Genomic DNA, 25538 nt, shown 5'->3' on the forward strand with positions numbered 1-25538 from the left:
GACCGCTGCCTTAAGCCACTCGGCCACCCCTCCGCAATGACGCGCACTATAAACACCCCGTTTCGCGATGTAAAGCATGATTCTGTCTGTTCGCCTGAAAAACAGTCAGATTGTGATTTTTCGCTGCGAAAATCGCCACTCCGCTCAAACAATTAGCAGTTTAACGCGTAAAGAAGGGTAAAACGCCTTTTCCCGCTTTTATGGCCTGCGTATTCTCAGCGCATAACTGCTGTTCTGCTTAAAGGAGCGCAACATGGAAAGAATTGTCACCTCATCGCAGTCCTCACTGCTGTCAACGCATCGGGTTCTGCGCAATACCTATTTTCTGCTTGGCCTGACGCTGGCCTTTTCAGCGGTGACGGCAACCGCCAGCACCCTGCTCGCCCTGCCAGCACCAGGACTGATCCTGATGCTGGTCGGCTTTTATGGACTGATGTTCTTAACTTACCGTCTTGCTAACAGCCCGATGGGCATTCTGGCCGCCTTTGCTTTCACCGGTTTTCTGGGTTACTGCCTGGGCCCTATCCTCAGCGCATTCTTAACCGCGGGCATGGGTGATGTCATCGCGCTGGCGCTGGGTGGAACGGCCCTGGTCTTCTTCTGCTGTTCAGCCTATGTGCTGACAACCCGTCGTGACATGTCTTTCCTGGGCGGCATGATGATGGCTGGCTTTGTCGTGCTGCTGGTCGCAGTGATCGCAAATATCTTCCTGCAGCTGCCTGCGTTACATCTGGCAATCAGCGCCTTGTTTATCCTCTTTTCAGCCGGTGCGATTCTGTGGGAAACCAGCAATATCATTCACGGGGGTGAAACTAACTATATCCGTGCAACGGTCAGCCTCTATGTTTCGCTCTACAACATCTTTGTCAGCCTGCTTAGCCTGCTGGGATTCGCCCGCAGTAACTGATGCGCGCTTTGCTACACGACAAAACCCCGCTCCGGCGGGGTTTTTGCTTTTTCTGACCGTAAGGTTTGATAAACTGCGCCGTCATCAACCAAGAGGATGTCACGTGAATTTTAACGGTAACGAAATCGCCGTCGATGCCGAAGGCTACCTGAAGCATCCCGGCGACTGGAGTGAAGCGCTGGCGGCGCAGATCGCCCAACAGGAAGGTCTCGCCATGACGGAGGCGCACTGGGAAGTGGTTCATTTTGTGCGCGCGTTTTATCTTGAATACAATACGTCGCCGGCCGTGCGGATGCTGGTGAAAGCGATGGCACAGAAATATGGCGAGGAGAAAGGCAACAGTCGCTATCTGTTCCGTCTGTTTCCAGAGGGACCGGCTAAGCAGGCAACCAAAATTGCCGGCCTGCCTAAACCGGCTAAATGTCTGTAGTTAACTGATGCGGAAATCGCGCGGCGGCTCCGCAGGCTGATGCGGCTCTACCAGCACCTGATCGACCCGCGCACTGCGGGGCCCGCCCGCTTTAAGCCAGGCGAGCAGTGCATCAACCTGCTCTGCCTCACCCCAGGCCATGACCTCCACGCTGCCATCGTCCAGATTCCGGGCATAACCCAGTACCCCCAGCGTTCTCGCTTCCGCCTGGGTGCTGTAACGGAACCCGACACCCTGCACGCGGCCATGCACCCAGGCCTTAAAACCGGTAGCTGACATGATTCTCTCCTGCTGCTGTTCGTTGCAATTTCCCGTTATCCACCGGACAATGGCGCCTCTTTTTTTCAGGTAAGCATAGCAAACTATGACAGTCAGATTGATTCTCGCAAAGGGACGTGAAAAGTCCCTGCTCCGTCGCCATCCATGGGTCTTTTCCGGCGCCGTTGCGCGGCTGGAAGGCAAAGCGCAACTGGGTGAAACCATCGATGTCTGTGACAGCAACGGTAAGTGGCTGGCACGCGCCGCGTATTCACCCGCGTCGCAGATTCGCGCCCGCGTCTGGAGCTGGCAGGCCGATGAATCCATCGATATCGCCTTCTTTGTCCGCCGTTTTGAGCAGGCACAGCAGTGGCGCACCTGGCTGGCGGCCCGTGATGGTCTGGACAGCTATCGCCTGATCGCCGGAGAGTCTGACGGTTTACCGGGCGTCACGATCGACCGCTTTGGCAACTTTTTAGTCCTGCAGCTGCTCTCCGCAGGCGCAGAATATCAGCGAGCGGCCATTATCACCGCCCTGCAGCACTGTTTCCCGGGTTGCGCCATCTATGACCGTTCTGACGTCGCCGTGCGTAAGAAAGAGGGTCTGGCGCTGGCGCAGGGTACGGTAACGGGTGAATTGCCGCCGCCGCTGCTGCCGATTACCGAACATGGCATGAAGCTGCTGGTCGATATCCAGGGCGGACATAAAACCGGTTATTACCTGGATCAGCGGGACAGCCGTCTGGCCACGCGCCGCTATGCGCAGGATGCTCGTGTGCTGAACTGCTTCTCTTATACTGGTGGATTCGCTGTTTCTGCCCTGATGGGCGGCTGCAAAGAAGTGATCAGCGTCGACACCTCTCAGGAAGCGCTGGACGTTGCACGCCAGAACGTAGAGCTGAACGAGCTGGATCTCTCCCGCGCGCGCTTTGAGCGTGATGACGTCTTCAAGCTGCTGCGCCGTTATCGGGACAGCGGTGAAAAATTTGATCTGATCATCATGGATCCGCCTAAGTTCGTTGAAAACAAAAGCCAGTTAATGGGTGCCTGCCGCGGCTATAAAGATATCAATATGCTGGCCATCCAGTTGCTGAATCCGGGCGGTATTTTGATGACGTTCTCCTGCTCTGGTCTGATGGCGACCGAACTGTTCCAGAAAATTATTGCCGATGCTGCGCTCGATGCCGGTCGTGATATTCAGTTCATCGAACAGTTCCGTCAGGCCGCCGATCACCCGGTGATCGCCAGCTATCCGGAAGGCCTTTACCTGAAAGGTTTTGCCTGTCGTGTGATGTGACTTGAAAAATCAGCGCCTGCCCCCATATTGAAAGGAGCATGTTTTTTTCGGAGGTCACTATGATTGCCAGTAAATTTGGTATTGGTCAGCAGGTTCGTCATCGTCTGTCCGGCGTACTGGGCGTTATTGTCGATGTCGATGCTGAATACTCACTGGATGAGCCTAAAATCGAAGACGTGGGTGCGGAAGAGAAGATGCGAACTGCGCCCTGGTATCACGTCGTGATGGAAGATGAAGAAGGCGATCAGGTGCATACCTATGTGGCTGAGATTCAGCTTTCAGGCGAAACCAGCGTGGAACATCCCGAACAGCCTTCGATGGATGAGCTGGCCGCGTCAGTGCGACAGCAGCTTCAGGCGCCGCATCTGCGGCACTAATCTGTGGCGGCACCCTCTGCCGCCACATCTGCTTTTTAGCGCGTGATCCCCAGACGCGGGATTTCAATTTTCGGACAGCGATCCATAATCACCGTCAGCCCGGCATCCTGAGCCAGCACTGCCGCCTGCTCATTGATCACACCCAGTTGCAGCCACAATGTTTTTGCCCCGGCCGCAATGGCATCCTGCGCCACCCCCCACGCGGCTTCAGCGTTGCGAAACACATCCACCATATCAATCTCGCCTGGCACATCCGCCAGCGTGGCGTAGGCCTGCTGTCCCAGCAGCGTTTTGCCAGCCAGTTTTGGACTGACCGGAATGACCTCATAGCCCTGATCGAGCAGATATTTCATTACACCAAAGCTGGGACGCTCGGGACGATCGCTTGCCCCGACTAAGGCGATACGTTGCGTGCGCGTCAGCACATCACGAATGGTCTGGTCGTTCATGTTTATCTCCTTTCAGGCCAGAGTTGAGTGTAGATGCGTGCGCCTCCTGTCGGGTAAGGCGCTCTCAAAATTTATTGAGCTCGCGCACGAATAAATATGTTTAAATGTAAATTAACTGCCATAATGTAAAAATTTGCTACACATATTCTTTCTGTTACTGGTTATCGGAGTTGAAATGAAGCTGTCGCTGGCTGTCACGGGGTTACTGTCTATCCTCGTGTCGGCGTCCTGTTCTGCCATCACATTGAAGCTTGATCCTCAGATTGATCTGCTGGTGCTGGATGGCCGAAAAATTTCAGGTTCACTGCTTAAAGGTGCAGACAGCCTGGAGCTGGAACGCGGTCAGCATCAGTTTCTGTTTCGGATCGAGCAGCAGCACAAAGGCCATAAAGATCACCTGATCGCCTGGCAGTCGCTGCCGATGATCGTCACTTTCACCGCCGCTGCCAAAACCCTGACTATCCGGCTGCCGGCTCTGGAAACAAAGCGCGAGCGTGTTCATTTCGATCGCAGCCTGAATTTTCAGCTGGTCGATGAAAAAGGCCTCGAGATCAGCAGCGTGCGTGATCATCTGCCCGCAACGGCCCTCCCGGATATGGAAAAGGCGATGCTGAACTACAATCGCACCCGTCAGATCGCCTCAGTGCCCCGTTTTGCACACACCGCCGTTGATACCCCCTCTTCCGTGCAGTACACCGCCGATCTGGACTGGACAACCCAGGCAGAACTGCCTTCGCTGCACCGCTGGTTCCAGCGCTTTGACGAAGCTACCCGTCAGCAATTCCTGGCGCTGGTCAAAATGTTACGTACGAGTTGATAGTGCTGAAAAACCAGAGGTAAACTCATGATTTTCCGCCTGCAGACAGGCGTATGAGGACGCTTCGATGGAACAGACTATTCGCACTCTTGGCATCAAAAAACATATCGCCCTGGTCGCCCATGACCACTGCAAAGCCGCTCTGCTGGACTGGGTAAAACAGAATCAGCCTGCGCTGGAACCTCATCACCTTTATGCTACCGGCACGACTGGAAATCTGATCAACCGCGATACCGGTCTGAATGTGACCGCCATGCTGAGCGGCCCGATGGGCGGCGACCAGCAGGTTGGCGCGCTGATTTCAGAAGGAAAGATCGATGCGCTGATTTTTTTCTGGGACCCGCTGAATGCGGTGCCTCACGATCCGGATGTGAAAGCCCTGCTGCGTCTGGCGACGGTCTGGAATATACCTGTCGCCACGAACCGCTCCACGGCTGACTTTATTATCCGGTCCCCTCTCTTTGCACAATCCGTCGACATCCAGATTCCGGACTATGCGCGCTATCTGGCCGATCGTCTGAAGTAACTCAGGCTTTACGCAGCACCGGCACACCCAGCTCGCGGAAATGGTCAGCAAAGGGTGACGGCGCGGCTTTATCGAACATCAGAAAGACCTGCTGGCGCGCGCGCGTCAGCGCCACATAAGCCAGACGGCGCTCTTCCGCATCCGGAAACGCCTCAGGCTGCGGCAACAGACCCTGTTCGATCACGGACTCGCGCACCTCTGCCGGAAACCCCTCTTTACCCTGTCTCAGTCCCAGCAGAATGACGTAGTCCGCCTGCTGACCTTTGCTGGCATGAATTGTCATAAAGGTCAGATTGAGTTTTGGCCAGCGGGTCCGGGCTTTATCCAGTAAGTCAGGACGCAGATAGTGATAACGCGCCAGCAGCAGGATCCGTTCATCCGGCTTCGCGTAGCCGCTGAGTTTATTCAGCAACGCTTCCAGCTGATCCTCTGCCAGCAATGCAATCGACTTTTTATTGCCTTTTGTAATGCTGTTGAGCGGTTTTGCCAGCTGCTGGGGGTTCTGCTGGATAAACCGGTTGGCGATATCACCGATGCGATCGTTAAACCGATAAGTTGTATCCAGCACACAGCGATCGCCCTCACCAAAATAGTGGTGAAACGCTGTGGTCAGCGTCATCTCTGCACCGCTGAAGCGGTAGATGGCCTGCCAGTCGTCGCCGACCGCAAAGAGTGCAGTGCGCTTATTTTGCTGGCGCAGGGCGCTGAGCAGTGCGGCGCGCTGAGGCGAAATATCCTGGAACTCATCCACCAGAATGTGTTTCCACGGGCTGATGAATCGCCCTTTGTCCAGAATGGCGATCGCCTGATGAATCAGGCCGGAAAAATCAACTGCCCCTTCCTCTTTCAGCGCGTTTTTCCAGGCTTTCAGCAACGGCGCCATCAGTTTAATCCGTTTGCTGAATTGCTCCCGGATCGCCTCCGGCACCTCTGCAATCATGGCGGCCTGGGCACCGCCATGCATGCGCATCAGGCCAAGCCAGCGTTCCAGCCGCGATGACAGGCGTTTTGCCAGCCTGTCATCCTCCCAGAAAGCGCCCTCCGGCACCTCCCACGCCAGTTCGTCGCGCAGCCACTGACGCCAGCCGTTGGCCTGAGACTTTTTCTCGTGGCATTGCTGCCGCCACGTCTCAATCAGCAGGGCTCGACGCGCATCGGCATCACTCTCCAGCTGGCTGACAACCGGCTGTTTGCTGCTGCCTTCGCGAATAATGTGCAAGGCCAGCGAATGAAAGGTTCTCGCCTGAATCTCACTGGCCGACAGCCGCGACTGAATACGTGCATTCATCTCTTCGGCGGCTTCCCGGCCAAAGGCCAGCAGCAGGATCTGTCCGGCGCTGGCCAGATTACGCTGCATCAGCCAGCCCGCCCGCGCGACCAGCACCGAGGTTTTTCCGCTGCCTGCGCCCGCCAGCACCAGCAGGGAATCCTCACCATTCACGACCGCCTCACACTGTGACGGATTGAGTGGCGTGCTTTCGACGCTGGCGAAGAAGCTCTGATAGCGGCTCAGCATGGCCGAAGTCCAGTCGCGATTACGCCGGAGCAGGGCCGCCTCGCCCTGCTCCAGCCACTGCTGACAGAACGCCAGGTTATCACGGCAGTCAGCAAACGCGTTGAGGCGGGCAAGCGGCAGGGGCAAAGCATCGAACTGGTTGAGGATGCGGCTTTTCAGCCCCCGCAGCTCGTGGCGATTCAGCCAGCGGTCCTGCCCGCTGAAGAGCCGAATCTCATCGCTCAGGGCCTGAAGCACCTCACGGCACACCGCGCTCATCTCCAGACTCCAGCGCTGCCAGGCCTGCATCAGATAGTGGTGAAAACGCTGCGTCTCCTGCCATTCCGTTCCGTGCAGCCGCACCACTTTTTCATCCGCCAGTAAAAACTCCAGCTCGCCCCATACCAGTCCGCGCTTGCAGGCGATATCCAGTAGCTGGTTAAAGGGGATCAGATACTCGTGCTTATCGCCACTGACTTCGACGCCCGCCGTCAGCAGACGGACACGATTATAAGGATGCTGGGCAAGCCTTTTGCCCATTGAAGTTGCTTTCAGTTCCACGCCGACACCAACGTCAGAGAATAGGATTCAGGGGAGTTTACCTGCCAGACTCTTGGCGCTCCAGCCTTAAAACAGGCTAAACTTGGCGTCACATCTTGCGGAATGCAAAAGGAAAAGAAGATCATGCGCACCGTTTTAAATATCCTGAATTTTGTTCTGGGTGGCTTTTTCACCACCCTGAGCTGGCTGTTTGCCACCCTGGTCAGCATCGTGCTGGTCTTTACCCTGCCGCTGACGCGCTCCTGTTGGGAAATCACCAAAATCTCGCTGCTGCCGTTTGGTAACGAGGCGGTGCATGTTGATGTGCTGCGTCCCGAGAGTAAAAGCGCCATCATGAACACCGGCGGTACCTTTCTGAATATTTTCTGGCTGATTTTCTTCGGCTGGTGGCTCTGTCTTTCTCATATTTCTGTGGGCATCGTGCAATGTCTCAGCATCATCGGCATTCCGGTTGGGATTGCTAACTTTAAGATCGCCGCCATCGCGCTCTGGCCGGTCGGCCGCCGGGTGGTGTCGGTGGAAGAGGCACGTGCAGCGCGCGAAGCCAATGCCCGCCGCTATTAATATGATGTCATCGACCCTGCCGGGCTGGCGGAAGTATCTCTTTAACAGTACCTGGCGATATCTGCTGCGGATTTTGTTCGCGCTGAGCGGCTGTGCAGCAATCCCCTGGTGGCTGCAGCAGATCGAATGGACTATTCCGCTGACGCTGGGAGTCGTCGCGGCGGCACTGGCCGATCTCGACGATCGGCTGACCGGCCGCCTGAAAAATCTGCTGATTACGTTGCTCTGCTTCTGCATCGCCTCAGTGTCTGTCGAGTTGCTTTTTCCTTATCCCCTGGCGTTTATTGCCGGTCTGGCGATCTCCACCTGGGGCTTTATTCTGCTGGGTGCGCTTGGCCAGCGCTACGCCACCATCGCCTTCGGTGCGCTGCTGATTGCTGTCTATACCATGCTCGGGATCGGCCTGTTCAGCCAGTGGTATATGCAGCCGATGCTGCTGCTGCTGGGCGCGCTGTGGTACAACCTGCTGACGTTGCTGGGTCATCTGATGTTTCCTGTCCGGCCGGTCCAGGAGCAGCTGGCGGGCAGTTTTTCACAACTGGCACGTTATCTGGATGCCAAGGCAAACCTGTTCGATCCGGATGCCGGCGATCAGGATGATGCTGCGTTTATTGATGCGGCGATGGTTAACAGCCAGCTTGTGGCCCAGCTTAACCTGACCAAAACCACATTGCAGAGCCGTCTGCGTGGCGATCGCGGTTCGCGCGGCACCCGCCGCAGCCTGCACTACTACTTTGTCGCGCAGGATATTCACGAGCGAGCCAGCTCTTCTCATCTGCAGTATCATCTGCTGCGCGGCGACTGGCGCTATAACGAAATTCTGTTTCGCTTTCAGCGCCTCCTCAATATGCAGGCTCAGGCCTGCCGTCAGCTGGCGCACTGCATTCTGATGCGCGAACGATGGGTCCATGACAGCCGGTTTGAGCGCGCCTTTGAACGTCTGCAAAAGGCGATTGAACGTCTGGCACAGCATGAACCTGAAGCCGCCCATACGGGAGCGCTGTTCTGGCTGTTGCGCAATCTGCGCGCCATTGATGCACAGCTGGCGTCGATTGAATCAGAGCAGACGCTGGCCGGTGACGATCCCCAGCACAGTGATAATCTGCTGTCACGGGAGGGTTTGAGCGGCTGGAGTGATATCCGGCTGCGCTTCAGCCGCCATCTCTCCCCCACCTCTGCGCTATTCCGGCATGCGGTGCGTATGTCAGTCGTGCTCTGCATCGGCTACGGTTTTATTCAACTCACTGGTTTGGAACGGGGATACTGGATTCTGCTGACCAGCCTGTTTGTCTGCCAGCCCAACTACAATGCCACGCAGCGAAGGCTGGCATTACGTATTGGCGGAACGCTGGCCGGAATTGCGATTGGTCTCCCCGTGCTATGGCTGGTCCCCTCTACTGAGGGCCAATTAATTCTGGTGGTGATTTCCGGCGTCCTCTTTTTTGCTTTCCGTCAGGTCCAGTATGCCCAAGCCACCCTGTTTATTACCCTGCTGGTTCTGCTCTGCTTTAACCTTCTGGGGGAAGGATTTGAAGTCGCGCTGCCCCGGGTCGTGGATACATTACTCGGCTGTGGTCTCGCCTGGCTGGCGGTCGCGTTCATCTGGCCAGATTGGCGTTTTCGTCAGCTACCGGCAGTGGCAGAACGGACGCTGAAAGCCAACTGCCGCTATCTGGACGCGATTATGGAGCAATACCATCAGGGCAAAGACAACCGGCTGGCTTATCGCATCGCCCGGCGTGACGCCCATAATGCAGATGCTGAACTGGCCTCGGTGGTGTCAAACATGAGCAGCGAGAGTCGCACCAGCCAGAAGATGCGCGAATCAGCTTTTCAGCTGCTCTGCTCTAATCACTCTTTCCTGAGTTACATCTCGGCGCTGGGCGCACATCGCGATAGAATTACGGCGCCGGAGTTGCTGACATTACTGGATGACACCGTCTGCTATGTTGAAGATGTCCTTCAGACGGATGTGGTCAGTGATGAACAGGCTGAAACAATGCGTCATCAGCTGGCTCAGCGAATCAGCCAGCTGGCCGCACATGCGGATATGCGTGCGCCGCTGGTGCTCCAGCAACTCGGTTTACTGGTAGCATTGATGCCTGAGATCGCTCGCCTGCGCCGCACGCTGATTACCGATCAGCCTTCGCCGCTTCTGGGATCGGCGCTGGATAACAGTGTGCGCTGAAACCAGGCGTTCAGCTCGGCCCGGGTAGCCTGCGGTAGCGCAGCGGCATGATGCCCCGTAATGGCCCCCTGCAGCGCCAGCAGGGTCTGGAAACCAACGTGCTGATTGATCGCTTTAAGCTTCAGCCAGCAGCGTTTGGCTCCCATCTGATAGAGATGATCAACACTCAGAACACCCGCCTCATAGAGCATCATCTCCATACGCACGCTGAGATTAGGCAGGTCTTTTAATCGCGGAGAAGCCTGCCGATCTTCCAGCTCCAGTTGCGCCGTTTCTAATGAGGCAGCCGAGAGCGCCAGCAGATGTTCAGCATCGTGCCATAACGTTTCATCGACCCGAAAATAATTAAGGCTGACCAGCTTACCGCGCTTGCGAAAGATCAGGGGCTGAAGGGGACGCTCAGTGAGATATTGCCGCAGAGACTCACTGGCACGCAGGTAAAGCTCATCTTTATTGATCAGGGCGAAGACCACATTTTCAACCGCCAGCGCATAGCCACCGAACTGGGTACGGGACTCTATCGCGCCCAAAGGCGCCAGGTGCGCACAGGAGCGCTCTACAACCGGATTCACCTTTTTCATCACACCACCTCCATGTCAGGGATATCTTGTAAATTGCTTTGGGTATCAGGCAATTAGAAGATAGAAAAAAGCGACTACAGGTTCAATGAATAAATAGGGCTTCACCGCAGGTTGTCGCGTTTTTGCGAGGCGTTTTCAGAAATTTGGGTTGATCTTTATCCAGGATGACAGTACTGTATATTCATACAGTCCACTGCTGGTGATTACCTTATGCGAACACAACATCCTGATAATGCACGCTATGCTCATCATTATGCCTCCTCATCTCTGTCGGCTTCTCAGCCCGGTGGCATCACTGAACTACGCTATAGCGAGCAGCCTGGAATGATGCAGATGTTACTGCTGCCTTTGTTACAGCAACTGAGTCAGCAATCACGCTGGCAGCTCTGGTTAACACCGGCACATAAACTGAATCGCAGCTGGCTTCAGGCATCGGGACTGCCGCTCGATAAAAGCATGCATATTGCTGATTCTGAACGCCTGAATGCGGTGGAAGCGATGGTCAAGGCGCTGCGAACAGGAAATTACAGTGTCGTTCTGGCCTGGATTCCTTACGAGCTTGATGAAGATGAGCGTCGTCAACTCGAAAATGCGGCGGCGGAGGGTGAAGCGATGGGGTTGATTTTGCGTGCAAGTGGAACGCATGAAGCGCCACTCAGACCGCAATCAGCCATAAAAATTCAGTCGGATTTGTTTCATTAAGTAAAAATCAGAAGTTTCTCAAGCTATTTTTCTTATCTGTCGCCGCTAAACCACTGATTCTGTTAGTTCGAGTATTGACAATGGTTTAGCATGTTTTCAGGGCTTTTTGCCGCGACAATACTACCAGGCTAATTGTTAGAATTTGTGTATAAACCGCTGTTTTTTTACAGTCGTGCCTCACATCATACTTGTAAGTTTCCAATCTCGTTGTAGACTTTATCTCGCCAGGGTGCTCAATAACCTCCGTTTTTTTGCGGTAGAGTCATAAGCGAGCGTTTTGACCCGGCGAAGGATTTAAACCAAGAGCAACCTTTTTGCTCATTGCCTATTTGGATGATAACGAGGCGCAAAATGAAAAAGACAGCTATCGCAATTGCAGTGGCACTGGCTGGCTTCGCTACCGTAGCGCAGGCCGCCCCTAAAGATGACACCTGGTACACCGGTGCTAAACTGGGCTGGTCTCAGTATCACGACACTGGCTACTACGGTAATGGTTACGAAAACAATGACGGTCCAACTCATGAAAGCCAGCTGGGCGCAGGTGCGTTCGTTGGTTATCAGGCAAACCCATACTTGGGCTTCGAGATGGGCTATGACTGGCTGGGCCGCATGCCAAACAAAGGCAATGTGACCAACGGCGCGTTCAAAGCACAGGGCATCCAGCTGGCTGCTAAACTGAGCTACCCAATTTATGACGATCTGGACGTTTACACCCGTCTGGGCGGCATGGTATGGCGTGCAGATTCAACGCAGACCAACCCAACTACTGGCCGCATCAGCGACCACGACACCGGCGTTTCTCCGCTGGCAGCTGTTGGTGTTGAATATGCGCTGACCAAAAACTGGGCTACCCGTCTGGACTACCAGTGGGTTAACAACATCGGTGATGCACAGACCGTTGGTACACGTCCAGACAACGGCATGCTGAGCGTAGGCGTTTCATACCGCTTCGGTCAGGATGACGTCGCGGCGCCAGCTCCAGCTCCGGCTCCAGCACCAGCTCCAGTTGTTGAAACTAAGCGTTTCACTCTGAAGTCTGACGTTCTGTTCACCTTCAACAAATCTACCCTGAAGCCAGAAGGCCAGCAGGCTCTGGATCAGCTGTACAGCCAGCTGAGCTCAATGGATCCTAAAGATGGTTCCGTTGTCGTACTGGGCTTCACCGACCGTATCGGTTCAGAGCAGTACAACCAGAAACTGTCTGAGAAACGTGCTCAGTCAGTCGTAGATTACCTGGTTTCTAAAGGCATCCCTTCTAACAAGATCTCTGCACGTGGCATGGGTAAATCTAACCCAGTTACCGGCAACACCTGTGACAGCGTGAAAGGCCGTAACGCCCTGATCGACTGCCTGTCTCCGGACCGTCGCGTAGAAATCGATGTTAAAGGCATCAAAGACGTTGTAACTCAGCCACAGGCTTAAGCTAAAGCGTCATAAAAAACCCCGCCACGGCGGGGTTTTTTTATGTCTGATATCAACGTTGTTCAGGGTTCAGGTTCAGGTTGATGCCCTGCCCGGTCAGTCGTTTTCCGTTCCCGATTTACCCAGGATAGCCTGCAAATCCTGCTTCAGACTCGACATCTGTGTGGCATACTTCTCTTTGCGTTCGGCATCTTCAATCAGCTGAACGATCGTTTCCGAAAGGGTACAGCCGCGCCGTTGCGCCAATCCCGCCAGTCGCTGCCAGACCAGGTACTCCAGGTCGATCGACTTTTTACGGGTATGCTGATGTTCAGCGTTAAAATGACGTTTACGCCGGGCACGTATGGTCTGCTTAAGCCGGTTATCGAGATCGGCGTGAATATGTTCCGCAATCCAGTCATTCACCGATACCGGATTGTTCTCCATCGCCAGCAGTTTATCGACCGCTGCCTGCGCCGCACTCAATTCAAGGTGACGCGTGATCAGTTCACCTTCCCGATGTTTTTTCACCAGGTATTTCCACTTCCATCCACTTTCAAGATTTTCGAGTTGCTGGTATTTCATCGGAATCTCATCGTGATCACGTAACGAGCTAAGAATAACAGCTTTTTTCCCGGATGCAGCAACGAAAAACATGCTGTCGTCATCACATCTCCGACGGGAAGTCTGCAGTGCTTAACAAAGGTGAATCCTGTATAATCCCGCTTTTCTTCAAACAGACAAATGCGATTATTTTGACCAGCACCCAACTTACGTGGCAGACCTTACAGCCGGATAGCGCGCAGTACCAATCCGTTTTCTCCCGAATTGCTGATGAAGAAACTGATGCTCTGGCAACGGTGCAGCCCCGGTTGCTGAATGCGCTGGCGCATTTACATCACCAGACACAGGGATTCCCGTTGCTGCTGGTGCGCAGCCAGGAGAATCGCGATTATCTGGCACTCATTGCCCAGGCCGCACAGCGGGTCATGACCGACAGCAGCACGCTGTGGGGCGGTGACTACCATATCATGGCAGACAATGTCACGCTTCAGCCTCCTTCCGATCCCCAGCGTCCCTTCACCAGCCAGGGCGGCATTCATTTTGCCGAGTGGGTTGAAATGGAGCAGTTGTTTGGCTGCGTGCGCCAGTATAAAGATCGGATTCAGCTGGAGCCGGGACTGATTCATCAGGCAAATGGTGGCACGCTGCTGCTGTCACTGCAGAGCCTGATCGCGCAGCCGATTCTCTGGTTACGCCTGAAAAAGTGTATTGAACAGGGTTATGCTGAGTGGACCTCTCAGGATGAACGCCGGCCGCTGCCGGTGTCGATTCCACCTTTACCCCTCAGACTCAATCTGGTCCTGTGTGGCGACCGTGAGACGCTGGCCGCGTTTCAGGAACTTGATCCTGAAGCGCATGAGATGGCTATCTATACTGAATTTGAAGAGAACATTCAGATTCTGGATGAGGATGACATGCTGGCCTGGTGTCGCTGGAATGCTGACCTGGCGCAGCAGGCGGGTCTGCCCCAGCCGGAGGCGGACTTCTGGCCGGAGCTGATCAAAGAGGGCGTTCGCTACAGCGGCGACCAGGAAACGCTGCCACTCTGTCCCCGCTGGCTGCAACGGCAGATGCGTGAGTCTGCGCTAATGGGCGATGCACTGAATGGTGAAGCGCTGCGTGATGCGCTGGAAGCACGCCTGTGGCGCGAGAACTATCTCAATGAGCGGATGCGTGATGAGATCCTGCTGCGCCAGGTTCTGATAGAAACTGAAGGCGAAGTGGTCGGCCAGATTAATGGTCTGTCGGTTGTCGAATATCCTGGCCATCCCCGTGCGTGGGGCGATCCTTCGCGGATTACCTGCGTGGTGCACCCCGGCGATGGTGAATTCATGGACATCGAGCGAAAGGCTGAGCTGGGCGGTAACATTCATGCGAAAGGCATGATGATTATGCAGGCTTACCTGATCGCTGAGCTGGAACTTGATCAGCAACTCCCCTTCTCAGCCTCAATGGTTTTCGAGCAGTCCTATTCCGAGGTGGATGGTGACAGTGCATCACTGGCAGAACTCTGTGCCCTGATCAGCGCGCTGGCTAACCAGCCGATCAATCAGCAGATTGCCGTGACCGGATCGGTCGATCAGTTTGGCAACGTCCAGCCGGTCGGCGGCCTGAACGAGAAGATCGAAGGTTTCTTCGATATCTGCCACCAGCGGGAACTGACGGGTCAGCAGGGTGTCATTATTCCCGCGTGCAATGTGCGCCATCTCAGTCTGAACCAGGCGGTGGTCAGTGCGGTTGAACAGGGGCGTTTCCATATCTGGGCGATCGATCGCGCCGACGAGGCGCTGCCGCTGCTCACCGGTAAAATCTGGAGTACCGAAGATGGCCTGGGCGATTGCCTGCTGAATAGCATCCAGGAACGCATCAGCCAGTTCAATCAGCCGGAAGTTCCGCCACGTCCCTGGGCGCTGCGCTGGCTTAACTGGTTTAACCACCGGTAATCTGATTTGCTCAGCGTACAACTGTTCGCTAATATTCGTGATTCACTAAAACAAGGCTTATTGAAAACATGGTAGATAAACGCGAATCCTATACCAAAGAAGATCTGATCCTGTCAGGTCGTGGTGAACTGTTTGGCGAAAATGGTCCGCCGCTTCCATCTGGCAACATGCTGATGATGGACCGCGTGGTCAAAATGACCGAAGACGGCGGCAAATATGACAAAGGCTTTGTTGAAGCGGAGCTGGATATCAATCCTGATCTCTGGTTCTTCGGCTGCCACTTTATCGGCGACCCGGTGATGCCAGGCTGTCTGGGCCTGGATGCAATGTGGCAGCTGGTCGGTTTCTATCTTGGCTGGCTGGGCGGCGAAGGTAAAGGCCGTGCGCTGGGCGTGGGCGAAGTAAAATTCACCGGTCAGGTTCTGCCGGATGCGAAGAAAGTCACCTATCGCATTCACTTCAAACGCGTTATCAACCGTAAACTGGTGATGGGCGTGGCAGATGGCGAAGTACTGGTTGACGGCAATCTGATCTACACCGCCAGCGATCTTAAAGTCGGCCTGTTCAAAGACGCATCGGCTTTCTAAGCGTTTCCCCGGAAACAAAAACCTCCGCGCATGGCGGAGGTTATTTCCCTTTTCAGTGACAGCCGGTTATGCAGCGACCGACCTGTCCTCCATGGCCTGTCGCCAACCTCCCAACCAGTGAGACTTAGCGTCAATCAACTGATACGGACACATCTCTTTTGAGCGTCCAGTAATGCCTGCCTGATAACCACGTGAATGGGCGCGTTCGAGGCGGTCTCGTTTCTGTCTCTTCATACTCCGTGTCCCTCATGTAAGGTCTGTGGAATCTGGTGGAAAGAAAAGTGGTGAATTAATGTTCAACCACCTTTATGTTCTACCCCCTGCGCACGCAAAGATCAATGCCCAATCTTCATCCACCTGTCATAAATGTGACCTTATTCGGTAAAATTATTGGCAGATTGTGATGTGACCGACAGCAGTATCCTTCTGATTAAGCTAATAAAAAAGCCCCTGAGCCTGGTCGTTAAATCGCGACCATCGCTCAGGGGCTTAGCTTATTTATTCACATTAATCTTAATTTAACGCAGCCACACTGTTGGCAATTTTCTGTGCCGTCTGCTGCCAGCCGACGGCCAGTGTTCTGACCATTGCGTCATAGCCATCTTCGGTCTGCGGCAGTACCACGTTAAAGGCCTGTTTGGTCAGCCTGCCCTGATGTTCCAGCGTCCATTCGCCGCTGACAATCGCTTTGCCATCGTAGCGTCCCTGGAAACCGGTCACGGTCACGTTCAGCGTGTCGTGTTGCGCACCTAATGGCGACCCTGCCACCAGCCGGCCCGGCAGCGCCTTACTGAGGTTAGTAATCAGCGTCTGCTGGAGCTGCTGGTCGAGCGGGCTGGCCCAGAGATTGTTGGCGGCGATGACATATTTAACGTCGCTGGTCTGATAAACCAGGCCGTTACCGGCCAGGTAGTCCGGCACCGTCACCTGCTGCACCCACAGCATCGGCTCGGCTTCGGTCAGCTGACTGCTGCTGACCTGCATGGAGGCCGCCCCGGAGGGCAGCTGATACCAGGTATCTTTAACGCTGCTGCTGCACGCGCTCAACACCAGCGCCGCAGAAAGTATCAATCCTTTCTTCACTGTTTTGCCCTCTTCGGCTGGGGATCCTGTCCCGGTTTCGCCTCGAATACCAGCGCGTTGCTCTTGGTGTTAAGCGTTCTCAATACCGGCTGCAGCTCACGCAGTACCTGATCCAGTCGCTGCATATCGCCGACCAGCTTAGTGTAAGCCGGTGAGCCGGGTTGCAGACCTTTCATGCTGCGATTCAGTTCACGCAGCGTCTGCTGCAGATCGTCAGGCAACGTTTTCATGGCCGGGCTGCCGGTCACTTTATTGATGTTGTCGATGGTGCGCTGCAGATCGCGCATCGTTTTCTGGCTCTCTTTCAGCGTACCCGTCGCTTCATTGACCATGCCGTTCAGCGGCAGGCTGTTGATCTTATCCAGCGCCGCCATCAGTTTCTGCTGAATCTGGCTCAGGCCACCGCTGACCGTTGGGATCACCTCATAGCCTGACACTTTCTGCGGCCCTTTATAGGCTGGTGCATTATCATAGAAGTCAAGGTCGACATAGAGCGCACCCGAGAGCAGGTTACCGGTTTTCAGCGTGCCGCGCAGGCCACGCTTCTTACCATCCTGCAGATGCTGTTGCAGATTGAAATTCTCACCCAGCCGGTTGATAAAGCGATCCGGCTCAATACGGATCAGCACCGGTACGCGATAGTCGTTGTTCAGCGCCTGGTCCAGCCCCGCCTTTCTCAGCGGTGCCTCTGCGACCGTACCCAGACGAATGCCGCGGAACTCAACCGGTGCGCCGGCCTGCAGGCCACGGATGGAGTCCGAGAAGAACATCACGTAGTCGACATGGTTGGTATAAAGCGATTCCTGGATGCTGCGCTGATCGTCAAAGAGATGATAATCTGACTTATTCTGCGCAGGCTCACCCAGTTCCCAGCCATCCGGTACGTCAAAACTGACGCCGCCGCTGAACAGCGTCGTCAGCGAGCCCATCTCTACCCGCATGCCGGAAGCGGACATATCCACAGCGATACCGCTGTCCTTCCAGAAACGCACATTGGTGGTAATCAGTCGATCGTAAGGCGCCGCAACAAACAGCTGATAAGTCATCATGCGTTTATCGGTGTCGAAAACGCTGGTTTCAACCGTGCCGACGCGATAGCCGCGGAAGAGTACCGGGTCACCCGGATTGAGCTGACCGGCTTTTTTGCTGTCGAGCACGATGCGGATCCCTTTGGCATCCGGTGGCGCTAACGGCGGCGAATCCAGCAGTTTAAACTGCTCCGGTGCCTGCGCTTTAGTGCCTGGCTGAAGTTCGATATAGGCACCTGACAACAGCGTACCCAGACCGCTGATGCCTTCACGCCCCACCTGCGGTTTGACTACCCAGAAAACGCTGTCGCTGTGCAGCAGTTTTTCCATGCCCGCATTCAGGCGCGCTTTAATTTCCACATGGTGAAGGTCGTCGCTTAACACCGCGCTTTCCACCACACCCACATCCACACTGCGGCTTTTGATCGTAGTTTTGCCGGCTACGATGCCCTCAGCGTTTTCAGTGATTAAGGTCACTTCCGGGCCCTGATGGCTGAAATGATAGAAGAGGATCCATCCGCCGATTAATAAGGTAACGATGGGGACAATCCAGACTGGAGACCAGCGTTTGATCTGCTCCACCTTTGCATGGCCGTGATTAGTTTCCGTCAAGGCGCGACTCCTTCCTGTTATTTTCGCGTACACGATCCCAGAGCAATCGCGGGTCAAAGGTCATGGCCGCGATCATAGTGATTATCACGACCATCGCAAACAGCACCGCTCCCCACGCGGGATACACATTCATTAACTGCCCCATACGCACCAGCGCAGAGAGCACGGCAATCACAAACACGTCGATCATCGACCAGCGGCCAACAAACTCCACCACCTCATAAATTTTGTGCATTCTGTGACTGTCGCGCCGGCCTCGCCCACTGGCATCCCAGCAGAGCCAGCCGATCGCCACCATTTTTAGTGAGGGCACCATGATGCTGGCAATAAAGATGACCAGCGCCACCGGATAGGAGCCCTCCCCCCATAGCAGAATGACGCCCGCCATAATATTGGAAGGATAGGCGGTGCCGAGCGTTTCCGTCACCATGATCGGCATCAGGTTCGCCGGGATATAGATCAAGACGGATGTCATCAGCAGCGCCAGCGTCCACTGCAGACTATGCTTGCGGCGCGCCTGAGCAGTGACGCCGCAGCGCGTACAGACAGGCGCTTCAGCGGGCTGGATAGCCGTACAGCAGGGACAGGAGCGCAGCCCCTGCTCCAGTCCGCTGATGCCCGCTTCAGGCAGATGGGGCAAGGCGGGCTGAGGTAAAAGCCTGTCCCACAACTCGCGGCGGTCAACGCACTGGAAAGCCCGCAGCTGCAGCAGGCAGAACAGCACCCAGGGCCAGAAACTGGTTTCCAGGCCGATCTCGCCGTAGGCCATCAGCTTGACGAAACTGACCAGCACGCCAGCCATAAAAATTTCTGCCATGCCCCAGTTTCGCAACCGGAACAGAATGCGTGCCAGCCCGACCCTGAGGGAGACAGGCAGCGGAATCGGGTTAACCAGCAGGATAATGGTGATCATGCAAAAGGCCGGTACCGCCTGCACAAACAGCAGGAAAAGCGTCGCCAGGCTACTGTAATCCTCTGACACCATGACTTTGGGGATCTGCGCCAGCGTAATCTGACTGGTCAGGCCCGCCACTTTCATGGAGATAAAAGGAAACAGATTCGCCAGCAGCAGCATAAACAGCGCCGCCAGCGCATAGCCCGTGGGCCGTTTACGCGGTTCGTGCCAGCTGGCCGTCAGCGTGGTGTGGCAGCGCGGGCATGAGGCACGGCTGCCGACGGGAATATCCGGCAGCTTAATCATTAAATCGCACTGTGGACAGAGCATCCACGCGTTATTTTTCACTGCTGAACACATCCGTTCACCCCGCCTTACGCGCCGTTTTTCAGCGATTCCAGCTCTTCCCAGCGTGCAAAAGCGGTTTCCAGCTCCTGCTCGGTCTGAGCCAGCTCATCCAGCACTGGTTGTGTCTGATCGTGTGCCTGACTGAAGAAGTCCGGATGACTCATTTTCGTCTGCAGTTCACCGATGCGGGCTTCCAGCTGCTCCAGTTTTTGCGGCAACTGTTCCAACTCACGCGTCAGATTGTAGCTGAGTTTATTCGCGCTACGCTTAACTTCACTTTTTTCAGCAGCGGGCTTAGCGGAGGATGCAGCGGCTTTAGCCGGTGCCACAGTGCGGTGCTGCTGGTAAGCGGCGCGCTGCTGCTGCGCATCGTGATAGCCGCCAACGAAGGTGCCGATCTCACCGTTGCCTTCGAAAATCCAGCACTCGGTGACCGTGTTATCGACAAACTGACGGTCGTGGCTGACCAGCAACACAGTGCCCTGATAGCCGGCGATCAGCTCTTCCAGCAGCTCCAGCGTTTCAACGTCAAGGTCGTTGGTCGGTTCATCCAGAATCATCAGGTTGCTGGGACGCAGGAACAGACGCGCCAGCAGCAGGCGGTTACGCTCGCCGCCCGAAAGAGCACGCACCGGCGTCATGGCACGCTTGGGATGGAACAGGAAGTCCTGCAGATAGCCCAGCACGTGGCGCGGCTTACCGTTGACCATGACCTCCTGCTTGCCTTCTGCCAGGTTGTCCATCACGGTGCGATCCGGGTCCAGTTCGGCGCGATGCTGGTCGAAGTAGGCCACTTCCAGTTTGGTGCCGGCGTGCACGCGTCCATGATCGGCTTTCAGCTGCTGCAGCATCAGTCGCAGCAGCGTGGTTTTACCGCAGCCGTTAGGACCGATCAACGCTATCTTGTCGCCACGCAGCACCTGCGCAGAGAAATCCTTCACCAGCGTTTTACCCTCTACCGCGTAGTCGACATTTTCCAGTTCAAAGACGATCTTACCGGAGCGGGAGGCTTCACCCACCTGCATGTTGGCTTTACCCATCACTTCGCGACGTTCGGAGTGCTCACGACGCAACGCTTTCAGCGCACGCACCCGACCTTCATTACGGGTACGGCGCGCTTTGATGCCCTGACGGATCCAGACCTCTTCCTGCGCCAGCTTGCGGTCAAACTCCGCGTTCTGCATCTCTTCAACGCGCAGCGCTTCCTCTTTGCCTTCCAGATAGAGGTCGTAATTACCCGGCCACGAGACCAGCTTGCCACGGTCGAGATCAACAATGCGCGTCGCCATATTGCGAATGAATGAACGGTCATGCGAAATAAAGACGATGCTGCCGCTGAAGCTCTTCAGGAAGGTCTCCAGCCAGTTGATGGTTTCGATATCCAGGTGGTTAGTCGGTTCATCCAGCATCAGGACGCGCGGGTTACTCACCAGCGCCCGGCCCAGCGCCGCTTTACGCAGCCAGCCGCCAGAGAGCGACGACAGCTCAGTATCGGGCTTCAGGCCAATCTGCTCCAGCACATCGTTGATGCGGCTCTCCAGCTGCCACAGATTATGATGGTCGAGAATGCTCTGCAGGCGCGCCATCTCATTGAGATTTTTATCGCTGGGATCTTCCATTACCACATGGGAAATGGCGTGATAGGCTTTAAGATGCTCAGCCTGCTCTTCCACGCCCTCGGCCACGAAGTCATAGACCGAACCGGTAATATTGCGCGGCGGATCCTGCTGCAGACGCGCCACCACCAGATCGGTTTCATAAATAATGCGGCCATCATCCAGCGGCTGTTCGCCATTGATGATTTTCATCAGCGTGGATTTTCCCGCACCGTTACGGCCTACCAGACAGACGCGCTCGTTCTCTTCGATATGCAGTTCGGTGTTGTCTAACAGCGGCGCATCGCTGAACGAGAGATAGGCACCGTGTATACTGATTAATGACATGTAATCTTATTCCTTACCGGCATGGGTGATGAGCCAGCAGTTGTGAATCTGACGGTTACGTGCGAAGTCCTGCGACTGTGTTTTCTGGGTAATATCCTGCGCCTGCAGGCCCAGAGCTTTCAGGCCATCCATGTCCATTTTAAAACCGCGTTTGTTGTTGGAGAACATGATGGTGCCGCCGCGACGCAGCAGACGCTTCAGGTTACGCATCAGCATGAGATGATCGCGCTGGACGTCGAAGCTCTCTTCCATACGTTTTGAGTTGGAGAAGGTTGGCGGATCAATAAAGATCAGGTCAAAGTTCTCGTCACTTTCGTTCAGCCAGCTCAGACAGTCTGCCTGCATCAGACGGTGCTGACGCCCGGTCAGGCCATTGAGGCGCAGGTTGCGCTCCGCCCACTCCAGATAGGTTCGCGACATATCGACGGTAGTGGTCGACCGCGCACCACCCAGACCAGCGTGCACGCTGGCGGAGCCGGTGTAGGCAAACAGGTTGAGGAAATCTTTGCCCTTGCTCATCTGACCGAGCATTTTACGGGCGATGCGATGATCGAGGAACAGACCGGTGTCGAGATAATCGGTCAGGTTCACCCAGAAGCGCGCATTAAACTCTTTAACTTCAAAGTAGTCGCCTTTCTCGTTGAGCTTCTGATACTGCGCTTTGCCTTTCTGACGTTCGCGCGTTTTCATAATCAGACGATCGGCAGGCAGCTGCAGCACGCTCAGCGTCGCGCTGATCACGTCGAACAGACGCTGACGCGCTTTATTGGGGTCGATGGTTTTCGGTGGCGCGTACTCCTGAATTACCACCCAGTCCGCATAGCGGTCAACCGCAACGTTGTAGTCTGGCAGATCGGCATCGTAAATACGGTAACAATCAATGCCTTCCTGTCGCGCCCACTTCTCCAGCTTCTTAACATTTTTACGCAGACGGTTAGCGTAGTCTTCCGCAATTTGTCCGGCATTCTCGCTGCTGTTAACCGCCAGCTGATAATTTTTCTGCACGCAATCCAGCGGGCCGTTTTTCGCTTTAAACTGGCGGTCGGCACGCAGTTGCAGGCAGCTCAGCAGCTCTGGTGAGGCGCTGAACAGGGAGAGATTCCAGCCGCCGAAGTGCTGCTTCATCAGACGTCCGAGCTGGCTATGCAGGGCTATCAGAGCAGGCTCGCTTTCCAGACGTTCACCGTAAGGCGGGTTGCTCAGCACCGTGCCGTGAACGGAGGCATCGACCGGATTGGTCAGCTTCAGCAGATCCTGCTGCGCGAACGTGAACAGGTCAAAGACGCCGGCACGGCGGGCGTTCGCCTGCGCCCACTCCAGCACTCGGCCATTATTGTCATAGCCGAAGAAGCGCGCCTGGGTGGCGGCGGTACCAGCCCGCGCACGGCTCTGCGCCTCGGTTTTGACCGCCTGCCACAGCGCCGCATCGAAGCGGTTCCAGGCGGTGAAGCCCCAGTGTTTGCGCAGCAGGCCCGGTGCGCGATCGCTGGCGATCAGCGCGGCTTCAATCAGCAGCGTACCCGAACCACACATCGGGTCGATCAGCGGCGTGGAAGGTTCCCAGCCGGAACGCAGGACAATCGCCGCCGCCAGGTTCTCTTTCAGCGGCGCCTGGCCGGTCTGCTGACGATAGCCACGCTGATGCAGTGAGCTGCCGCTAAGATCCAGCGCGAGGCTGGCGCGGTCACCGTTCAGCCAGACATTGATACGGATATCAGCCTGCTCGCGGTCGACGTCGGGTCGTTCAAGATTCTGACGGGTAAAGCTGTCCACAATCGCATCTTTTACTTTCAGCGCACCAAACTGGCTGTTACGGATAGATTCGTTGGTGCCACTGAAATGCACGACAAAGGTTTTGTCATTGCTGAACAGGGCTGGCCAGTCCACGCTCTGCACACCCAGATAGAGATCGAGATCGCTGTAGACGCCGAACTCTCCCAGCGGCAACAGGATGCGTGATGCTAAACGGCTCCACATCAGGCTCTGGTACATGACGCGATCGTCGGCTTCGTAGTGAACGCCGCCCTGCACCACGTGCAAATCCTGCGCGCCCAGCGCGTCCAGCTCACTTTTTAACAGCTCTTCGAGCCCACGCGCCGTGCTGGCAAACAGAGAATTCATATCGTCACTTTTTAACTCTTGAGAAAATTGTCGCGCATTATAGCGAATCGGAGACCTATGTCATAAAGTTAGCTTCTTTTGTGTTGCGCGTCGGGTTTCAAGGAGAACACCATGATCACGCTTTCCCGCTTATTCATTCACCCGGTAAAATCGATGCGGGGGCTGGCACTGTCGCATGCACAGGTCTCTGACAGCGGGCTGGCCTTTGATCGGTTGTTTATGGTGACAGAAACCGACGGCACCTTTATTACTGCGCGACAGTATCCGGAGATGGTGCGCTTTACGCCCGCACTGTTACCGGATGGCCTGTCGCTGACCGCTCCCGATGGCAGTCACGCTCTCATCCGCTTCAGCGATTTTGCCGATCAGGCGCAGCCTACTGAAGTCTGGGGTAACCGTTTTACCGCGCGCATCGCCCCGGCGGCGATTAATCAGTGGCTGAGTCAGTTCTTTCCACGCGCAGTCGAGCTGCGCTGGATCGGCCCGCAACCTACCCGCCGGGTAAAAGCCTGGGAACATATTCCGCTCAGCTTCGCCGATGGCTTCCCGTTTTTGCTGGTCAACAACGCCTCGCTGCACGATCTGCAGCAGCGCTGTCCGGCCAGCGTGCGCATTGAGCAGTTCCGGCCGAATCTGGTCGTCAGCGGCGCGCCCGCCTGGGACGAAGACAGCTGGGCGGAGATACAGATTGGCGACGTGGTCTTTGAGGTAACGAAACCCTGCAGCCGCTGTGTGCTGACAACAGTGAGTCCTGAAAGTGGACGCAAACATCCTGACAGTTATCCGCTGGCGACGCTGCAGACGTTTCGTACCGCTCAGGATGGCAGCGGTGATATCGATTTTGGTCTTAACCTGGTGGCACGTAACAGCGGTGTGGTACGTGCCGGTGATAAAATGCAGATCCTGAAACGCTGCGCGCCGCGCGCATACGGCGCGGGCGATGTGGTGGAAAAGTTACAACCCGAACGTCAGGCACTTCACGCCGTGACCATCACCTTTCAGGGGCAGTCGTTTACCGGCGATAATCAGCAGGTGCTGCTGGATCAGCTGGAAATGCAGGGCTTCCGCATCCCCTACTCCTGTCGGGCGGGAATCTGCGGCAGTTGCCGGCTGAATCTTGAGGCAGGTGAAGTGAAAGCATTAAAACAGGGCGTCGTGCGTCCGGATGGCACGCTGCTGAGCTGTAGCTGCATTCCGGCGGGCGACATCGAACTGCGATAATCAGACCGCCCGGGCGTAGCGCGGCGCGGCATCCTCATACCAGGGCTGCAGGCGATCGTTCATTACCTTAATGGCATCGCCGAGCACCATGTTTTTTCCCGCCAGCGTTAACCCTGGCTGCGCCAGCAGACAGAGCGCGGCGTTATTGCCGCTTTCCACCACCAGCAAACGGACCTGCTCGCCCTCGTCGGCCAGCGTGACCTGCACCATTTCACCGGCACACGGCTGCATTGCCGGAGCGTACGCGGCAAAGTGCCAGCTTTTTGGCATCAGCGGTTTCAGGAAGCGGGCGGCGACCAGCGCATTCAGCACCAGCTCTGCACGATGGCTGCCACTGAGTCTGCACTGCCGGCAGGTTTCGTCAAAGGTGTAGTAGAGGGCGGCATCATCAACACAAAAACCGGTGTCACTGAAAGCATCCGGCGTCAGCATCTTGCGGGAATAACGGGAACGAAAAAGCATTCCGTCAGCCAGATCGAGCATCATTCGGTCGTGACCACTGTCATAATACCAGCGCCAGTTATCGTCGGGTTTAATGTTCATCCTGTGCCCTGTATTTACGGCTGCGCCAGACATCGCGCAGAATTCAGCGAAAAAGAAATATAAGGAAAAAGCTGAAAAAGCGTGCAGCAGGACAAAA

General features: G+C 55.7%; 25 protein-coding genes. 13 read left to right on the forward strand and 12 right to left on the reverse strand.

Annotation, left to right across the window (positions count from 1 at the left end; translation table 11 throughout):
* The first annotated feature begins 253 nt into the window (after nt 1-253).
* Nucleotides 254-907: an FtsH protease modulator YccA gene (gene yccA / locus RT657_RS03140; protein ID WP_313652433.1), complete on the forward strand. Its 654-nt coding sequence runs from the start codon at nt 254-256 to the stop codon at nt 905-907.
* Between the two features lie 103 nt (nt 908-1010).
* Complete coding sequence (locus tag RT657_RS03145) at nt 1011-1337, forward strand: TusE/DsrC/DsvC family sulfur relay protein (RefSeq protein ID WP_111141657.1); 327 nt, start codon at nt 1011-1013, stop codon at nt 1335-1337.
* Here the strand turns inward: RT657_RS03145 and yccX are convergent, their stop codons facing one another.
* On the reverse strand, nt 1338-1616 hold the full coding sequence (gene yccX, locus RT657_RS03150; protein ID WP_313652435.1) for an acylphosphatase: 279 nt from the start codon (nt 1614-1616) through the stop codon (nt 1338-1340).
* An 85-nt stretch (nt 1617-1701) separates the two neighbouring features.
* Between yccX and rlmI the strand changes: the two genes are divergently transcribed.
* Both rlmI and hspQ read left to right on the forward strand, forming a co-directional pair.
* Nucleotides 1702-2892, forward strand: coding sequence for a 23S rRNA (cytosine(1962)-C(5))-methyltransferase RlmI (gene rlmI / locus RT657_RS03155; RefSeq protein ID WP_313652436.1), 1191 nt, complete (start codon nt 1702-1704; stop codon nt 2890-2892).
* Between the two features lie 59 nt (nt 2893-2951).
* The gene (hspQ, locus tag RT657_RS03160) at nt 2952-3269 is read left to right on the forward strand and encodes a heat shock protein HspQ (protein WP_313652437.1); all 318 of its coding nucleotides are present in this window, start codon (nt 2952-2954) and stop codon (nt 3267-3269) included.
* Between the two features lie 35 nt (nt 3270-3304).
* On the opposite strand, the gene RT657_RS03165 is transcribed toward hspQ, so the two are convergent.
* Nucleotides 3305-3718: a CoA-binding protein gene (locus RT657_RS03165; RefSeq protein ID WP_313652439.1), complete on the reverse strand. Its 414-nt coding sequence runs from the start codon at nt 3716-3718 to the stop codon at nt 3305-3307.
* 175 nt (nt 3719-3893) lie between these two features.
* On the opposite strand from RT657_RS03165, the gene RT657_RS03170 reads away from it, so the two are divergent.
* Nucleotides 3894-4535: a DUF2057 family protein gene (locus tag RT657_RS03170; protein WP_313652441.1), complete on the forward strand. Its 642-nt coding sequence runs from the start codon at nt 3894-3896 to the stop codon at nt 4533-4535.
* Between the two features lie 67 nt (nt 4536-4602).
* The gene (gene mgsA, locus RT657_RS03175) at nt 4603-5061 is read left to right on the forward strand and encodes a methylglyoxal synthase (protein ID WP_313652443.1); all 459 of its coding nucleotides are present in this window, start codon (nt 4603-4605) and stop codon (nt 5059-5061) included.
* Between the two features lies 1 nt (nt 5062).
* Here mgsA and helD read toward each other — a convergent pair whose 3' ends face one another.
* Complete coding sequence (helD, locus tag RT657_RS03180) at nt 5063-7117, reverse strand: DNA helicase IV (RefSeq protein ID WP_313652444.1); 2055 nt, start codon at nt 7115-7117, stop codon at nt 5063-5065.
* Between the two features lie 123 nt (nt 7118-7240).
* Here helD and RT657_RS03185 point away from each other — a divergent pair, with 123 nt between their 5' ends.
* Together RT657_RS03185 and yccS are read left to right on the forward strand one after the other, a co-directional pair.
* Nucleotides 7241-7681 carry a YccF domain-containing protein gene (locus tag RT657_RS03185; protein ID WP_313652445.1) on the forward strand — a complete coding sequence of 147 codons (441 nt, stop codon included), beginning with the start codon at nt 7241-7243 and terminating at the stop codon, nt 7679-7681.
* A complete protein-coding gene (gene yccS / locus RT657_RS03190) occupies nt 7665-9869 on the forward strand; it encodes a YccS family putative transporter (protein ID WP_313652703.1) in 2205 nt (734 codons plus the stop codon). The genes RT657_RS03185 and yccS overlap by 17 nt, the downstream gene beginning before the upstream one ends.
* Here yccS and RT657_RS03195 read toward each other — a convergent pair.
* Nucleotides 9821-10450, reverse strand: coding sequence for a TfoX/Sxy family DNA transformation protein (locus tag RT657_RS03195; RefSeq protein WP_313652446.1), 630 nt, complete (start codon nt 10448-10450; stop codon nt 9821-9823). The two genes, yccS and RT657_RS03195, sit on opposite strands and share 49 nt — an antisense overlap.
* A gap of 210 nt (nt 10451-10660) precedes the next feature.
* On the opposite strand from RT657_RS03195, the gene sulA reads away from it, so the two are divergent.
* Both sulA and ompA read left to right on the forward strand, forming a co-directional pair.
* Nucleotides 10661-11152 carry an SOS-induced cell division inhibitor SulA gene (gene sulA / locus RT657_RS03200; RefSeq protein ID WP_313652447.1) on the forward strand — a complete coding sequence of 164 codons (492 nt, stop codon included), beginning with the start codon at nt 10661-10663 and terminating at the stop codon, nt 11150-11152.
* 351 nt (nt 11153-11503) lie between these two features.
* Nucleotides 11504-12574, forward strand: coding sequence for a porin OmpA (gene ompA, locus RT657_RS03205; protein ID WP_313652448.1), 1071 nt, complete (start codon nt 11504-11506; stop codon nt 12572-12574).
* Nucleotides 12575-12670: 96 nt separating this feature from the next.
* Here the strand turns inward: ompA and matP are convergent, their stop codons facing one another.
* Nucleotides 12671-13138: a macrodomain Ter protein MatP gene (gene matP / locus RT657_RS03210; RefSeq protein WP_313652450.1), complete on the reverse strand. Its 468-nt coding sequence runs from the start codon at nt 13136-13138 to the stop codon at nt 12671-12673.
* A 53-nt stretch (nt 13139-13191) separates the two neighbouring features.
* On the opposite strand from matP, the gene RT657_RS03215 reads away from it, so the two are divergent.
* Nucleotides 13192-15060, forward strand: a complete 1869-nt coding sequence (locus tag RT657_RS03215; protein ID WP_313652452.1) for a Lon protease family protein — start codon at nt 13192-13194, stop codon at nt 15058-15060.
* 68 nt (nt 15061-15128) lie between these two features.
* A complete protein-coding gene (fabA, locus tag RT657_RS03220; RefSeq protein WP_313652453.1) occupies nt 15129-15647 on the forward strand; it encodes a bifunctional 3-hydroxydecanoyl-ACP dehydratase/trans-2-decenoyl-ACP isomerase in 519 nt (172 codons plus the stop codon).
* A gap of 66 nt (nt 15648-15713) precedes the next feature.
* On the opposite strand, the gene rmf is transcribed toward fabA, so the two are convergent.
* From rmf to rlmKL, 6 genes are all read right to left on the reverse strand, one after another.
* A complete protein-coding gene (gene rmf, locus RT657_RS03225; RefSeq protein WP_008925875.1) occupies nt 15714-15881 on the reverse strand; it encodes a ribosome modulation factor in 168 nt (55 codons plus the stop codon).
* A 279-nt stretch (nt 15882-16160) separates the two neighbouring features.
* A complete protein-coding gene (gene pqiC, locus RT657_RS03230) occupies nt 16161-16730 on the reverse strand; it encodes a membrane integrity-associated transporter subunit PqiC (RefSeq protein WP_313652455.1) in 570 nt (189 codons plus the stop codon).
* Complete coding sequence (gene pqiB / locus RT657_RS03235) at nt 16727-18370, reverse strand: intermembrane transport protein PqiB (protein ID WP_313652457.1); 1644 nt, start codon at nt 18368-18370, stop codon at nt 16727-16729. Before pqiB ends, pqiC begins: the two co-directional genes overlap by 4 nt.
* On the reverse strand, nt 18357-19625 hold the full coding sequence (pqiA, locus tag RT657_RS03240) for a membrane integrity-associated transporter subunit PqiA (protein WP_313652459.1): 1269 nt from the start codon (nt 19623-19625) through the stop codon (nt 18357-18359). The genes pqiB and pqiA overlap by 14 nt, the downstream gene beginning before the upstream one ends.
* A gap of 14 nt (nt 19626-19639) precedes the next feature.
* On the reverse strand, nt 19640-21556 hold the full coding sequence (locus tag RT657_RS03245; RefSeq protein ID WP_313652461.1) for an ABC transporter ATP-binding protein: 1917 nt from the start codon (nt 21554-21556) through the stop codon (nt 19640-19642).
* A 6-nt stretch (nt 21557-21562) separates the two neighbouring features.
* On the reverse strand, nt 21563-23677 hold the full coding sequence (gene rlmKL, locus RT657_RS03250; RefSeq protein ID WP_313652462.1) for a bifunctional 23S rRNA (guanine(2069)-N(7))-methyltransferase RlmK/23S rRNA (guanine(2445)-N(2))-methyltransferase RlmL: 2115 nt from the start codon (nt 23675-23677) through the stop codon (nt 21563-21565).
* Between the two features lie 111 nt (nt 23678-23788).
* Between rlmKL and RT657_RS03255 the strand changes: the two genes are divergently transcribed.
* On the forward strand, nt 23789-24898 hold the full coding sequence (locus RT657_RS03255) for a YcbX family protein (RefSeq protein ID WP_313652463.1): 1110 nt from the start codon (nt 23789-23791) through the stop codon (nt 24896-24898).
* On the opposite strand, the gene RT657_RS03260 is transcribed toward RT657_RS03255, so the two are convergent.
* Complete coding sequence (locus RT657_RS03260; protein WP_313652464.1) at nt 24899-25441, reverse strand: cell division protein ZapC; 543 nt, start codon at nt 25439-25441, stop codon at nt 24899-24901. It lies immediately after the preceding gene.
* Between the last annotated feature and the right edge of the window lie 97 nt (nt 25442-25538).

Source organism: Pantoea sp., assembly GCF_032114055.1.
GTDB lineage: Bacteria > Pseudomonadota > Gammaproteobacteria > Enterobacterales > Enterobacteriaceae > Pantoea.

What these genes read in the sequence shown, in the direction of transcription:
- yccA (WP_313652433.1), top strand. Translation starts at nt 254, where the DNA reads ATGGAAAGAATTGTCACCTCATCGCAGTCCTCACTGCTGTCAACGCAT.
- yccX (WP_313652435.1), bottom strand. Translation starts at nt 1,616, where the DNA reads ATGTCAGCTACCGGTTTTAAGGCCTGGGTGCATGGCCGCGTGCAGGGT.
- rlmI (WP_313652436.1), top strand. Translation starts at nt 1,702, where the DNA reads ATGACAGTCAGATTGATTCTCGCAAAGGGACGTGAAAAGTCCCTGCTC.
- hspQ (WP_313652437.1), top strand. Translation starts at nt 2,952, where the DNA reads ATGATTGCCAGTAAATTTGGTATTGGTCAGCAGGTTCGTCATCGTCTG.
- RT657_RS03165 (WP_313652439.1), bottom strand. Translation starts at nt 3,718, where the DNA reads ATGAACGACCAGACCATTCGTGATGTGCTGACGCGCACGCAACGTATC.
- RT657_RS03170 (WP_313652441.1), top strand. Translation starts at nt 3,894, where the DNA reads ATGAAGCTGTCGCTGGCTGTCACGGGGTTACTGTCTATCCTCGTGTCG.
- mgsA (WP_313652443.1), top strand. Translation starts at nt 4,603, where the DNA reads ATGGAACAGACTATTCGCACTCTTGGCATCAAAAAACATATCGCCCTG.
- RT657_RS03185 (WP_313652445.1), top strand. Translation starts at nt 7,241, where the DNA reads ATGCGCACCGTTTTAAATATCCTGAATTTTGTTCTGGGTGGCTTTTTC.
- yccS (WP_313652703.1), top strand. Translation starts at nt 7,665, where the DNA reads ATGCCCGCCGCTATTAATATGATGTCATCGACCCTGCCGGGCTGGCGG.
- RT657_RS03195 (WP_313652446.1), bottom strand. Translation starts at nt 10,450, where the DNA reads ATGAAAAAGGTGAATCCGGTTGTAGAGCGCTCCTGTGCGCACCTGGCG.
- sulA (WP_313652447.1), top strand. Translation starts at nt 10,661, where the DNA reads ATGCGAACACAACATCCTGATAATGCACGCTATGCTCATCATTATGCC.
- ompA (WP_313652448.1), top strand. Translation starts at nt 11,504, where the DNA reads ATGAAAAAGACAGCTATCGCAATTGCAGTGGCACTGGCTGGCTTCGCT.
- matP (WP_313652450.1), bottom strand. Translation starts at nt 13,138, where the DNA reads ATGAAATACCAGCAACTCGAAAATCTTGAAAGTGGATGGAAGTGGAAA.
- RT657_RS03215 (WP_313652452.1), top strand. Translation starts at nt 13,192, where the DNA reads ATGCAGCAACGAAAAACATGCTGTCGTCATCACATCTCCGACGGGAAG.
- fabA (WP_313652453.1), top strand. Translation starts at nt 15,129, where the DNA reads ATGGTAGATAAACGCGAATCCTATACCAAAGAAGATCTGATCCTGTCA.
- rmf (WP_008925875.1), bottom strand. Translation starts at nt 15,881, where the DNA reads ATGAAGAGACAGAAACGAGACCGCCTCGAACGCGCCCATTCACGTGGT.
- pqiA (WP_313652459.1), bottom strand. Translation starts at nt 19,625, where the DNA reads ATGTGTTCAGCAGTGAAAAATAACGCGTGGATGCTCTGTCCACAGTGC.
- RT657_RS03245 (WP_313652461.1), bottom strand. Translation starts at nt 21,556, where the DNA reads ATGTCATTAATCAGTATACACGGTGCCTATCTCTCGTTCAGCGATGCG.
- rlmKL (WP_313652462.1), bottom strand. Translation starts at nt 23,677, where the DNA reads ATGAATTCTCTGTTTGCCAGCACGGCGCGTGGGCTCGAAGAGCTGTTA.
- RT657_RS03255 (WP_313652463.1), top strand. Translation starts at nt 23,789, where the DNA reads ATGATCACGCTTTCCCGCTTATTCATTCACCCGGTAAAATCGATGCGG.
- RT657_RS03260 (WP_313652464.1), bottom strand. Translation starts at nt 25,441, where the DNA reads ATGAACATTAAACCCGACGATAACTGGCGCTGGTATTATGACAGTGGT.